10 protein-coding genes are annotated in these 13,792 nt (G+C 52.8%); 6 read left to right on the top strand and 4 right to left on the bottom strand.

The features are described from left to right. Positions 1-20 precede the first annotated feature (20 nt). The 4 genes from HS100_14550 to HS100_14535 all read right to left on the bottom strand — a co-directional run bounded on the left by HS100_14550 (position 21) and on the right by HS100_14535 (position 4,799). Positions 21-1,688: a CapA family protein gene (locus tag HS100_14550; protein MBE7435131.1), complete on the bottom strand. Its 1,668-nt coding sequence runs from the start codon at positions 1,686-1,688 to the stop codon at positions 21-23. 74 nt (positions 1,689-1,762) lie between these two features. Then, on the bottom strand, positions 1,763-2,869 hold the full coding sequence (menC, locus tag HS100_14545; GenBank protein MBE7435130.1) for an o-succinylbenzoate synthase: 1,107 nt from the start codon (positions 2,867-2,869) through the stop codon (positions 1,763-1,765). A 53-nt stretch (positions 2,870-2,922) separates the two neighbouring features. Further along, the gene (locus HS100_14540) at positions 2,923-3,438 is read right to left on the bottom strand and encodes a zinc ribbon domain-containing protein (protein MBE7435129.1); all 516 of its coding nucleotides are present in this window, start codon (positions 3,436-3,438) and stop codon (positions 2,923-2,925) included. A gap of 92 nt (positions 3,439-3,530) precedes the next feature. Then, on the bottom strand, positions 3,531-4,799 hold the full coding sequence (locus HS100_14535) for a DUF3048 domain-containing protein (protein ID MBE7435128.1): 1,269 nt from the start codon (positions 4,797-4,799) through the stop codon (positions 3,531-3,533). Between the two features lie 152 nt (positions 4,800-4,951). On the opposite strand from HS100_14535, the gene HS100_14530 reads away from it, so the two are divergent. The 6 genes from HS100_14530 (at position 4,952) to HS100_14505 (ending at position 13,780) form a co-directional block, all read left to right on the top strand. After that, complete coding sequence (locus HS100_14530; GenBank protein ID MBE7435127.1) at positions 4,952-6,496, top strand: hypothetical protein; 1,545 nt, start codon at positions 4,952-4,954, stop codon at positions 6,494-6,496. 3 nt (positions 6,497-6,499) lie between these two features. Next, entirely contained in the window at positions 6,500-7,120 is a 621-nt protein-coding gene (locus HS100_14525) for a hypothetical protein (protein ID MBE7435126.1), read from the top strand. After that, entirely contained in the window at positions 7,117-8,514 is a 1,398-nt protein-coding gene (locus HS100_14520) for a hypothetical protein (GenBank protein ID MBE7435125.1), read from the top strand. Before HS100_14525 ends, HS100_14520 begins: the two co-directional genes overlap by 4 nt. A gap of 51 nt (positions 8,515-8,565) precedes the next feature. Further along, a complete protein-coding gene (locus HS100_14515) occupies positions 8,566-9,756 on the top strand; it encodes a hypothetical protein (GenBank protein ID MBE7435124.1) in 1,191 nt (396 codons plus the stop codon). Between the two features lie 81 nt (positions 9,757-9,837). After that, the gene (selB, locus tag HS100_14510; GenBank protein ID MBE7435123.1) at positions 9,838-11,724 is read left to right on the top strand and encodes a selenocysteine-specific translation elongation factor; all 1,887 of its coding nucleotides are present in this window, start codon (positions 9,838-9,840) and stop codon (positions 11,722-11,724) included. Positions 11,725-11,731: 7 nt separating this feature from the next. Further along, on the top strand, positions 11,732-13,780 hold the full coding sequence (locus HS100_14505) for a PAS domain S-box protein (GenBank protein ID MBE7435122.1): 2,049 nt from the start codon (positions 11,732-11,734) through the stop codon (positions 13,778-13,780). Positions 13,781-13,792: the final 12 nt, after the last annotated feature.

Below are 13,792 nucleotides of genomic sequence, written 5' to 3'. Positions count from 1 at the left end.
TACGAAATGACGCAAGATGATCACGGGGAGGTTGGCAATGCGATCGGCGTCAGTGTCATTGTTGGCTGCGGGATGGGTGTCGGCATCAACTGTGTCCAGCCGCTGTAAGCAAAGTATTCCGAGAGAAATTGTGTTCTCTCGCGCTCGTTCATCGGACGCGGACGCGAGAAATCCTCCAGCATGGCGGTGAGCAACTCCACGCCGAGATATCTTCCGTCGTAGAACACATGACGGTCGATAAATTCGCGGCGGGTTTCATCGATCACCGAGCCGTCTGGCAATTCGTAGGTCATCTGATCGAAGAATAAATTTCCCAGGCCGAAATGGATGAAGGAGTCCCCGCGAAATTCCATCAGGTGCGGATAATGCGCCTGACTTCCGCTGACCACCGTTGCGCCTGCGTCAGCAACAGCATGGAATCCCTCTTCGTGCATGTAGCACGGACCGGAGTGATAGCATTCCTCATGCTGGAATGTAAAGACCACCATATATCCCTCCGATGAGAGATTCTTTATCCGCCTTGTAAAGAATTCATAATCGCAGTCTGCAGCGCCGGGCTGAATATCGGTGGCTTTTACAAATTCGTAGGAGACTTTCCCATTACAGCCCAAGAATGCGATTTTATTGCCGTTCACTTCCATCAGCACGGGTTTGCGCGCCTCTTCCTGGTTCGCACCGCCGCCATAGTAGGGAATATTGTTTTGTTTATATAACGCAAGCGTATCGAGCATGGCTTGCACGCCGCGGTCGGCAAAATGATCGCCGGTCAATTCCACAATGTCAACGCCGACATATTTCAACAACTCGATATATTTTGGGTCGCTGCACAGGATGAAATTTTTGTATCCCGGCGTCGGCGGCGGGCAGTGCACATCGAAAGGAACCTCGTTGCTGATGTGCGCAACATCCGCATTTGCAAGCCAGTCGCGGATCAATTCGCCCGGATTCGTCACACCCTTCAATTCCATCGTGAACGCCGTTGCACGCACCATCGCCGTCACGCCTGTCAGGACAACGGTCGCCAGTTTGGCTGCGTCGCGGTTCGAAGCAGGAAGTTCAAACGATGCGCCTGTCATTTCAAATGTCACTTTCAACGGATATTGGTTCGCGTCGAACTCTTTACGGATCGGGGATCGTCCGTCCACCGTCAATACCTTCCATTTGGGTTGGATATCTTCGAACGGAATGATCGCCGGGCTAAAGGGATGAGTCCACGCCGCAGGCATTATCTGATCGGAGGGCACGCTTCTTACCGCGCCTGAGGCCGGCTCACCCCACAGAGAGGTCAACGCCCTCAGGGTGGATTCTGCCATGAGCAACGGCTGACCGTTCCCGGTCAGGGAGGAGCCGCTCTGCCAGGCGGAGATCAAGTCTGCGGACGAGACTCCATCCATCACAGTAGGGAAGGGCGCAACAAGGACGTAAATCCAAATCGAGCCCGAGTCGGAAACATCCAATGTTTGCGTTGCCAACTCACGGACATCGGTCAATGGAAAACCAGAACCTTCTGCCATCTCACGCAGATCATCCGGGACAGCGGGACTCACCCACAGCGCATCGGGAATGGGCGTTGGCGTTGGCGTTGGCTGGACGAAAACAGTTGGCGTCGATGAGGGCGGCGTTTCCGTCGCAGATGCGCAAGCGGTTATTAAAAAGAGTATTAGGAGAAGTGAAGGATATTTTTTCATGGGTTTCAAAGAAAAAGTACGAAGCGACGATCGCCTCGTACTTATAAATGTACCGGCTTAAACGGGCGTGAGCGTTAGTTTACTACGACTTTCGCAAGCGTATGGGATTTCAAAGATTCATCGTCGACCGTCACGCCCAAGCCGGGAGCCGAGGGAACATCGATCGTAGAGTCTTTGTTGAGCACAAATCTTTCATTCGTTATATCGCGCTTGTAATATCGATCCGATGCAGAGACATCACCGGGGAGGATGAAGTTGGGCAACGATGCCAATGCAAGATTCGAGGCGCGCCCGATACCGGTTTCCAACATGCCGCCGCACCAGACAGGCATATCGATCTCTTTGCAAAGGTCATGCACCAGGACGCCCTGACTTAATCCGCCCAGCCTGCCTGCTTTGATATTGATGACCCTGCAGGCTTTCATCTCGATGGCGTATCTTGCATGCCGCGGCGACACGATGCTTTCATCGAGACAAACCGGCGTGCTGAACTTCGCCTGGAATTTGTGATGGTCCCAGATATCATCCTCGAAGAGCGGCTGTTCGATGAGCAGGAGATTCAGATCGTCCATTGGCTTGAGGGATTCCGCGTCGTCCATCGAATAGGCTGAGTTGGCGTCCACCTGCAGGCGCATGCCCGGGAAGGCTTTGCGGACAGCTTGCGCATACGTCACATCCTTGCCTGGTTTGATCTTGATCTTCACGCGAGCGTAGCCGCTGTTGACGTAATCCGTCACGGTTTCGACCAGTTTTTCAGGCGAGCTTTGAATGCCCACCGAAACACCGACCTCCACCTTGTCTCGCATTCCACCGAATAATTGTTTGAGCGATTTGCCTTCGCGCTTTCCAAGCAGATCCCAGAGCGCCATTTCAACACCCGCCTTCGCAAGGTGATGTCCGCGGATTCCTGCGACCCGATCCTGAAATTCAAGCGCGTCCCTCATGTCCTTTCCAAGTATCAATGGAGCAATGAACTCCTTGAGGATATGCATGGCGGTCCCGGTGGTTTCGTAGTTGTAGCCCGGGTTGTAAGAAGCAACACACTCGCCATATCCCGTCAGCCCTTCGGAACGAATTTCGACGATGATGCATTGTCGTTCCGTCTCGCGCCCAAAGGAAGTCTCGAACGGTGAGACGAGCGGCATGGAGATATGATGGAAAACAAGGGATTCGATTTTCATGGTATTTCCCAAAAGACCGCAAGGACATTCAAGACCTTTAGGGTCTGATGATATTAGTTATTGTTTCCCTGTTCGTCGGTGATCTTGATTCCGCGCAGGGCATCGTCGAGACTGGTGGCTTCGAGGCGCACACCGGGAGCGGGCGTCCCGCAATATGGGCAGATATTCCATGGCAATTCCATCAACTTGGAGCAGTTATGACATGTCTTCTTCAACTTGGTGTGACAATTCGGGCAGACCTGCCAATCCTCTTTGACCCGCCTCTCGCATCCCGGGCAAAGCGGAAGGTCTTCGAGCGCCTGTAACAACGCCTCTTCCTCCAATGTACGTTGATATTCCTCCTCCAGGGTCCGCGGCGGGCGGAGGATGAGATAGACCAACACCCCTGGTAAATTCAGCACTGCAACGAGCATTGCAGACAGGGTTTGCACCAATGGGTCGCGCGCGCGGGAACGGATATCGCGGTACGTCCAGATCACAAGGCTGATCCACAAGGCAATCAGGAATGCACCCGCAAAGGCGGTCAGCACAAGCGTGAGGTTTGCGATGAATACGGGATCAAAGGTCATGAGTACTCCGGGTTGGCTTCATTTTAATCCATATCGCGATGTTATTACGGAGGGATTGCTTCGTTGCTGCACTCCTCGCGATGACGAAAAAATCACGGGGTTACAAACTCGAAGCGCCACTCCGTTCCTTCTGTGAACTGCCGGGATGTGACGCCCATCAACTGATAGAACGTCTGACCGGGGCGCAGGTAAATCGGTGAGCCGTCGGGATGGGTAAGAAGGACAGGTTGGTCGATGGAGGCGCGATGCCACCTTGCCGGTATGGCGAGACCGTCGCGGAAGACGTAGGCATTGCCATAATCGATCAACTGCGGATTATAGATCTCGTCCTCCGCCTGTCCCAGGCTGGTGAATATGTAGGGCACAAATATCACAACCACATTCTCCGCGGTGACAGGTTCCCTGGTGGAATCATCGTACAGGAGATCGTACTGTTCCACTTTGCGGTTTATCAGGTCCTTGCTTTCCTGATACCGAAAATATGTGCGCGTATCGGGTTCGTAAGCCCAATAACCATAATTCACGGGGGAATAATAATTGTAGATACGGGTGACGATCGTCGGGGCTTGAGGCGTGACGTCGGAAAAAAATCCGCCGCTTAACGTTTGAGGGCTGTTATCCAGGCCTTTCCTTTCCGCACATGCCTGCCATTTAGTCGCATTGAAAAACACATTGTTGTACCCTTCGCGTTTATAAGGACCCATAAAGTAAGGCGGACAATTGCCGAATCCCACCGAAATGAAGAACGGGGCAATATCAAGGGAGTGGAAGTACTCAAGTTCGCGCGAGTCTGCGCCTTTGAACATCAGGTACGAGTGGTACATACGGGCAAGATGCTCATCGAAATAGCGTCCCGAGCGGACCGGACCCACTCGCTCAGCGACGGAAACATTGCTGTAAAAGATTCCGACAAATCTTGTATCGCCCCACTCGATGTAGTATTCATAGACGACATCGGCAAGTGTCAACCCGGATTGCGGCCGGACGTAGTCTGGAGAGTTGCCAACCTTGATGGCAAGAGGCCTGTGTTGCAGAAACGAGGGGTCTTCCACTGGGAGCCCCGTCAATGGGTTAAAAAGCAAAACACTCTCTACCGGGGAGGGCATTGTATCCACGGGCACCGAAACGTCCTGCGGAACTACGATACTGGTCGGGTAGGGAGTAAAGGTCGCAGCAGGCTGCGGCGTATCGATCGAAACATACGGATCCTGGGTGCTTCCGGCTTGTGGTTGAAACGGCGTCGGTGTTGGCAGGTGATCTGATGGGGAGGGAGAAGGAATCAGGTCCGGGTTTGAAGCGGGAAATGTCGGCATGCAGGATACGCCCGCGATGATGATCAGCAGCCAATGGATTTTTATCATTCGCTTATGCCGGTAAATACCAAATATCATTCAAAGATTGTACCAAACCAACACAACAACTCCTGAGCAGAATTACGCAGAATTGAGAGGACTTTGAACAGTCACGAACAGAATCGTAGCAATGGCATTCCCTGTTACAATTAATAAATCCCATGTTACTGGTTGCTGCTTGTTCAGTTCTATTTATATCCGCATTCGCGCTTGTTGCCCTACGGGCGACTCAACCGGAAGCGCGTTACGCCTGGCTCGTAGCGGTTGGCGGCTCCATGCTTGCTTTCGTCATTGTGTTGTCCTGGGGCTTTCAGCTTCCATTTGAACTGACCCTGCCGGCCTGGCAGCCTCAGACATTATTTTCCACTCCGATTCAGTTTCATGCGGATGAAATCGCATGGGCATTTTCCATTTCGGTCGCCGGATTGTTGGTGGCGATCCTCCTCACGGCGGCCGTTGGGTCGGTTGTCGGTACTTCCCTGTCTTGGGCCGGGATTTTATTGCTGGGCGGCTTGGGTGTGCTTGCCGTTACAGCCAATAACCCTTTGACATTACTGATGATCTGGGCGCTTCTCGACATGACCGAGCTTGCCGCTCTATTAAGATCCGTAAATGGCGAACGTAACAACGAGCGTGTTGTGGTTTCATTCGGCACACGGAGTGTCGGAAGCGCACTTTTGTTATGGGCATATATCGAAAGTTATACCGCTGATGCGCCTCTGCATTTTCAAGCGATGCAATCACCCGCAAGTGTCTATTTATTGATCGCCGCGGGACTCCGCCTCGGCGTGCTTCCTCTTCATTTACCCTACGAACCCGAATCTTCCCTTCGGCGCGGTTTTGGCACTGCGATACGGCTGATCGGCGCAGTCTCCAGTTTGAGCGTATTGGGACATGTCCAAATCGTCGCTACCTGGGTGAATCCATTCCTGATGATTCTCGCCATGATCGCCGCGGTCTATGGGGGATGGATGTGGCTTCGTGCGCCGGATGAACTGAACGGCCGTCCGTATTGGATGATCGGTATCGCATCGCTTTCCATTCTGTCCGGGCTTGAAGGGAATCCGGCGGGTGCGGCAGCCTGGGCTTGCGCATTATTACTTTCCGGGGGCGCGATATTTCTTTCTTCCGTTAGAGAGGTACGCATCAACCGGGTGCTTCTGGTCTGCACGTGGTGTCTATCGAGCCTTCCATTCTCACTCACTGCCGCGGCATGGACCGGAACCTCATGGTTCATAATTCCTTTTGCCGTCGCGGCGCAGGCTACCATTCTGGCAGGTTTTATCCGTCATGCGTTGAGGTCCAGTGAAAACAAATCCCTTGATGACCAACCTTCCTGGGCAAAGGTCGCCTATCCTTTCGGGATCATCCTTTTAATCGCCCTCCAGGTTTTTCTTGGAATATTTTTCCAGATCGGCCTGCCGCAAATCGGGAATTGGATCCCGGGTCTTGTCGCCTCGATCCTGACTGTAGGCTTGTTCTGGGCAACAAGGCGTTTCCGTGTATTCAACCCCGCACGCGCACACTGGGTCGGTACAGCCAGTCAGGGAATAAATAACCTGTACCAGGGACTTTGGTCCGTCTATCGTTCTTTTGCAAGGATCGCGCAAACAGCGAACCGCGCGCTCGAAGGAGAGGGGGGTATCATGTGGACTCTTCTATTTTTGGCGCTCTTCATTTCGGTCATTGCAGGGGAGATCAAATAATCCATGTTCACTGAAATTGTTTCTTGGGCAGCCGTAGGACTTGCCCTTGCCGCCTCCGCGACCATTCTAATCAACCGGGACTGGCGTATCCTCCTTGGTTCGCTTGCGATTCAATACCTGGCTGTTTTCTGGCTGGTCACCCGTCACCTTCCGATTGCGATGGGATCCGTGAAATTGATCGCCGGCTGGATGTCGGTGGCTATTCTCGGTATGACGCGTTTGAGTCACGAGGCACTCGATCAAGGCGAGCAGGATAGGTTCTTCCCTCGCGGCGCAGTGTTTCGCATTCTATTGATCGGGATCGTCATCCTGATCGCAATTGGCGGAACGCCTCGCATCGAATCAGCCACACCGGGAATGGGATTGCCTGTAATCGCTGCAGGTTTATTGCTGATCGGCGCGGGAATTGCCCACCTCGGCGTGACGAGTGACATCTTACGAGTCATCATCGGGCTGTTGACCATGCTGTCGGGCTTCGAGATTATTTATGCCGCCGTGGAAAGTGCCATCCTCGTAAAGGGATTACTCGCGGTGGTGACCCTTGGCCTGGGAGTCATCGGTGCATACCTGCAGATAGCGGGTTCGGTTCCGCTTGTAGATTCAGACACAGAGGATATCGTATGAGCGCGCCGATTCTATGGATCGCGTTACCCTTCCTTGCCGGAGGGGCGATCTTGTTCCTGCTTGGCGAAAAATATTCCTCGTATATTGCGGGCGGGCTGACCGCTCTGCTTTCATTGATCGCACTCTTCATCCCGATCGACGCTGCCTTGCTTCTCGGCGCGTTTTCCTTCAAGATATCCCCGGCCATCGAAGTCTTTGGCAGGAGTTTCGAATTCAGCGCTGCCGATGGTCCCTTGCTTGCCATGATATATGGTCTGGCTGCGATCTGGTTCTTTGGATCCGAATCATCCGGCGCCGCACACCGGTTCACCTCGTTGGGATTGATGATAATCGCTCTGTTGACGGCATCGATCGCGGTCGAGCCATTCTTGTACGCCGCGCTTCTGCTCGAAATGGCGGCCATGCTCGTCGTTTTCATGCTTGTCTCGATTTACCAGGTACCTGGGAAGGGCGTGGTGCGCTTCATCGTGTACCAGACATTCGCAATGCCCTTCATCCTCTTCTCGGGATGGATGCTTGCCGGAGTGGAAGCCAATCCCGGCGACCTGGGTACAACGGTTGCATCCGGCGTAATGCTCAGCATGGGCTTTGCATTTCTATTTGCCATTTTCCCCCTCTATAATTGGATCCCTCAAGTTCTGGAGGAATCGCCCCCATATGCTGCCGGCTTTCTATTGTGGGCACTGCCTGTCTTTACGGTCATCTTTGCGCTCGGCTTCCTGGACCGATACGCCTGGCTAAGAAACACCGCGCAAATCTCAAACGCTGTCCTGGTTTCGGGCATCATTATGACCGCGACAGGCGGAATCTTTTGCGCCCTGCAGAGGCACCTTGGCAGGATACTCGCTTATGCCGCCATTGCAGAAACCGGTTTGTTCCTGCTTGCCCTCGGTTTGCAGACCTCCAACCTCCTGGAAATCGTATTCCTTGCACTGATCCCGCGCGGACTTGAGTTGACCGTTTGGGCGCTCGCGCTCTCCATAATTAAACGCAGAGCATTCCCCCTGAAGTTCAGCGACATTCAGGGTCTGGCAAGAAAATTCCCGATAGCAACCGGATCGCTTGTCCTTGCCCATCTATCCGTTGCTGGCTTCCCGCTTCTTGCGGGATTTCCCTCCCGCATCGCGCTTTGGCATGCGCTTACACCCCAATCGATGACTGCGTCAATTTGGGTGTTTATGGGGATGTTCGGCTTGCAGATAGCCGCCTTTCGCACTCTTGCGGCACTCGTCATGGCGGGTGATGACGCCAAGTGGGAATTGAATGAATCATGGATCCAGACAGCGATGCTGGGTATCGGTGTCGTGGGCTTGTTCATGCTTGGGATGTTTCCGCAAATCCTTCAACCATTCCTCATTAACCTGCCCGCGCTTTTCGAACATCTTGCTCAATGATCATCAACTGCAAGAGGGTATAATTTTCCCAGTAAATGACATGGAGTCGTCATGGAATTCGAACAAATCGTCAAACGCCTGGAATTCTTGGATAAACAACAACGGGAACTGAAGGGAAACCTTGCCGCTCTCAAAGAAAGCCTGGAATCCTTTGAAGCCACGGTCGATGCCGTGTCGAAACAAATAAAGACCATCAGCAGGCAAATGACCGATATCGCGCCGGCCGCAAAACGGATGGACCAATTCGAATCCATTCTTGCCAAGCAACGCGCAGACATCCTTAAATTGATCGATGAGAACGAAAAAAACCGGACGAAAGCGGAGAAGGATTCCGCGAAACGCATACAGGGAGAGATCGGCGAATTAAATAAGGCGATTTCCCAGGTCAAAACCTCCTTCAATCCATCCGAAATAAACAAGCAGATCAGAGAACGAGCCGACGAAAACACAAGAGCCGTGAACGACATCCGGGAAATCAAGGCCTCGGTCGAGGAAGCGCTGCGGGCGAACGAAGATGTGCGTCATTCCATAATGGCAAACGAAGAAACGCGCAAGAACGACTTGAAACGCATTTCTGACATCCAGGGAGAATTGACCGCCTTGCGCAAACGCATCGATGAAAACCGTGACAAGGCATCCATTCAGGGGGATTCCATCCGAAACGTCGAAAACCGCATCACGGAACTTCTCGCATCGGAACTCGAACGCAAACAATCGCAATCCGCTTTTTTGGATCAACAACGGGTGGCGCAGGTGGACCGCGACCGGGGTTGGAAGGAATGGCAGGAAAAATTCATCGCATTTCAGAAGGACGCTGAAGCCATGGATGTGCAGGTGCAGAAATTGGACGAAACCCTGCGAAGCGCGAAAAAGGCGCAGGATACTTACATGGAACTCAACTCCAAACTCGAGCGGCGCATCAACGAAGTGACGGAAATGCAGAGACTCGCCGAGGAACGCCTGCGCCAGGAATGGATCAGTTTCAAAGCAGACGATCAGAAACGCTGGACCGGTTACACCCTTTCATCGGAGGAGGCTTTCCGCGACCTGCGGAAAGAGGTGAGAAAGAGCGAGGAACAAACGACTGCCATGAGCGAAATTGCCCAATCCCTGCGCGACCAGGTCCACCAGACAACGGATGTATCCGAAAAGCAAATGCAGGAACTCATGAATATCCTCCATGAGTGGATGACCTCATACCAGCGCATCATGGGGCATGGAAAAAAGACCGTCAAGAAATAGCGTTCACAAATCGTTCGCCGTCAAGGTGGAAATCGGACGGTTTCCACCTTGTTATTTTAAAAGTGTGGTTAAATTATCTGCATGAAGGTCATCGGCACGGCAGGCCATGTGGATCATGGAAAATCAACCCTGATCGAGGCTCTCACCGGGATACACCCGGATCGGCTCAAGGAAGAGAAAGCCCGCGAGATGACCATCGACCTCGGCTTCGGCTGGATGACATTGCCGAACGGCGAACAAGTGGGGATTGTGGATGTTCCCGGACATCGCGATTTTATCGAAAATATGCTCTCCGGCATCGGCGGGATCGATGCGGCTTTGCTCATTGTCGCTGCTGATGAAGGCGTAATGCCGCAAACAAAGGAACACCTCGCAATTCTGGATCTATTGGAGATTCCTGCCGGGCTGATCGTTTTGACCAAGACCGACCTCGCCTCCGACTCCGCCTGGACCGAACTTGTTGAAAATGAAATCCGCTCCGCCGTGAGTCATACCCGCCTCAAGGACGCCCCCATCGTGAGAGTCTCGGCAAAGGACAGAACCGGACTCGAAGCATTGAAAATCGAACTTCAATCCTTACTACAAAACAGCCCTGCCCGTCCGGACCTCGATCGGCCCCGTCTGCCCATAGACCGCGTGTTCAGCATGAGCGGATTTGGCACTGTTGTAACCGGCACTTTGAAAGACGGGCGGCTATCGGTGGGCGATGAAGTGGAAGTTCTGCCAGGCCGCCTCAAGGGACGCATACGCGGTTTGCAAACGCACAAACAAAAAGAAGATATCGCTGTGACAGGTTCGAGGACGGCTGTAAACATTTCAGGGATTGATATGGAAGAGATCAACCGCGGGGACGTGCTCGCGCATCCAAATCAGTACCAGGCGACGCGCCGCATCGACGCTAAATTCAGAGCAATCGGAGATATCCGAAAGCCCTTACTTCACGGCGATGAAGTCAAATTCTTTGTTGCCGCAAGCGAGACGGTTGCCAGGCTTCGCATCCTCGACACAGAGGAGATAAGCGCCGGGGGGGAGGGCTGGATTCAGCTCGAATTAAGTAAACCCATTGTTGCCATCCGCGGCGATCGATATATATTGCGAAGACCCTCGCCGGGGGAAACGCTGGGCGGCGGCACAATTGTGGACCATCAGCCCAAGGGAAGGCATAAACGCTTCAACGAAAAAATCATCGAGTCTTTAGAGTCCCTATTACAGGGCACGCCGGCAGATATTCTGCTCGAAGCTGCGCTCTCCATGCAGATTGCCACTGTCAAGGCAATGATCGCTCAGTCACGCCTGGAGCCTGCCCTGGCGGAGTCTGCTTTGCGGGAACTACTGAATTCTAGGAAGGTCGTTCTTCTGAATCAAACAGGAAATAGCGACTCCATCGCGGCTTCTGCATCCTACTGGAATACCCTGAGAACAAATATTCAAGGTCTGGTCGAAGCTTTTCATGAACAATTCCCCTTGCGGCGCGGAATACCGCGGGAGGAATTGAAGAGCAGATTAAAACTTGAACCCAAGTTTTTCAACGCCGCGATTTCTTTTCTCTCCTCGCAAAACTCGATCATCGATGATCGGGGAACGGTATCCAGCCCGGGACATGAAATAAAGTTCAATGGGGCGGACCAAGCCAGGGTCGAAGCTCTGAAGCGGAGATTCGAGTCGAATCCGTATGCGACCCCCAGCATCAAAGAGTGTCAGGCTGAGGCGGGATTCGAACTCGTTAACGCGTTGATCGAATCGGGAGAACTGTTGCCCGTTTCGGAAAATGTCATCTTCCTGAAAAAAGATTACGATGAAATCACCTCGCGAATCAAATCGATGCTCATGGATCGGGGAACGATCACCCTGGCAGAAGTACGGGATATGTTCGACACGACAAGAAAATATGCGCAAGCCTTGCTTGAGCATCTGGATTCCACCGGTTTAACCGTGCGAGACGGCGATATGAGAAGGTTGAGGAAGTAGAAATCCGATGGGAAATTTACTTCGATTTTTTCGGGCTCCCGTCTTCGAGGATGAGGAAAAGACGCGGCAGGCATTCCTGTTGAATATCATCCTATGGCTGCTCATCATCGTGCCCGTCCCCTATCTGATTTTCGTCCTTTGGACAGTGCCGGAACTCTCGACCCGCGCCTGGATACAAGCGATCGCCGGGGAAATCATAAACCTCACGCTTCTTTTTCTTCTTCGGCGTGGATATGTGCGCACGGCGGCATTGATTCAGTCCATTGCGTTCTGGCTCTTCTTCACAGTGACTGCGATTACAGCATACGGCGTGCAGGATGAAGCATACATCATTGGATACCCCCTGGTGATCCTTATTGCAGGATTGTTACTGGGTCCGCACTTCTCGGTAATGGCAACAGTGCTTTGCCTGCTTACAGGTCTGGGGATGCTCCTTGCGCAATTTGGCGGTCTGATAAACAATCCGCAGATTCGTTTCCCCCAACTGACATGGATCATCAGCCTCGTGTTCTTCCCTGTGATCGCCACATTGCAGTATCTAACGGTGCGGACTTTAAGAGACGCCATCCAGCGCGCCAGACGAAGCGAGGAGAAATACAAGCTCATCTCAAAGGTCAGCACCGATTATGTCTTCGAAAGCAGGATCGACGAAAACGGTGTGGCGCAAACCGTCTGGCTGGGCGGCGCATTCGAAAAGATGACAGGTTATACCCCGGAGGAATACATCGATGCGGGTGGTTGGAACGCTCACATCCACCCCGAAGATGCGGAAAAAGACGCCAGAGATATGGAAACATTATTTAAGAATCAAAATGTTCTGGCGTCTGAGATCCGCACGATTGCCAAAAATGGAGAGATCCGGTGGGAACGTGTGTTCGCCCATCCCGTCTGGGATGCGGAAAAGAATCAACTGGTCGGCATCATTGGTGCGGTCCAGGACATCACGGAGCAAAAAGAGGCTGAGGAAAGAGCGCAAAAAACCCTGCTCCAACAAGCTGCGATCCTGAACAATATCCCGGACATGGCATGGTTGAAAGACCTGACCAACCGGTATATTGCTGTCAATGAGCAGTTTCTAAATATCAGCGGTAAAACTGAGGAGGAGGTCATTGGGAAAACAGATAACGATGTCTGGGAGCAGCCCTATGCAGATTATTACCGGATGGATGACCTCGAGGTCATTCACACCGGCAAACGGAAGACCGTCGAAGAAAGGCAGAGAGACAGGTATGGCAGGGAATATTGGGTGGAAACGACAAAGACCCCGATCCGCAACGATCACGGCGAAGTGGTCGGCACAACAGGGATCGCGCGCGATATCACGGAAAGAAAACGGGCGGAATTGGAACGCGAACGGTTGATCTCGGAACTCGGCGCCAAAAATGCCGAATTGGAACGGTTTACCTATACGGTATCGCATGACCTAAAAGCGCCCCTCGTGACGATTAACGGATTTATCGGTTACATCGAACGGGATGGGCTGGCCGGCAATTTCGAATCGTTTCGAAACGACCTGGCGCGCATCCGTCAAGCCGTGAAAAAAATGCAAACCCTGCTTAACGACCTGCTTGAGTTATCCCGCATCGGGCGGATGATGAACGAGCCGGTGGAGGCGGAGTTTTCCGCCATCGTCCGCGACGCTCTTTCCATGCTCGACGGCCCGATCTCAGCCCGAAAAGTGCAAATCGAATTCCATGACGAAGGTCATAAAGTGATCGGGGATCGCACCCGGTTATTGGAAGTTGTGCAAAATCTCGTCGAGAATGCGATCAAATTCATGGGGAACCAACCCAATCCCGGCATTAAAATCGGGTCATTTCGCGATGAACACGAAAAACCGGTCTTCTTCGTGCAGGATAATGGCATTGGGATCGAACCTCAATACCAGGACCGCATCTTCGGTCTTTTCAACAAGCTGGATCCAAGCACCGAGGGCTCCGGGATCGGGCTCGCACTCGTAAAGCGCATTATAGAGTTCCATGATGGAGCGATATGGCTCGATTCGCAGCCTGGCAAGGGCACAACATTTTTTTTCACGCTCCCCGTCTCTGGATAAAATACAAGGAGA

The organism is Anaerolineales bacterium, from assembly GCA_015075725.1.
In the GTDB taxonomy this organism is placed as follows: Bacteria; Chloroflexota; Anaerolineae; order Anaerolineales; family Villigracilaceae; genus Villigracilis.
Note: the sequence above shows the minus strand (reverse complement) of the source record. Positions and strands in the feature narration are given on the sequence as shown.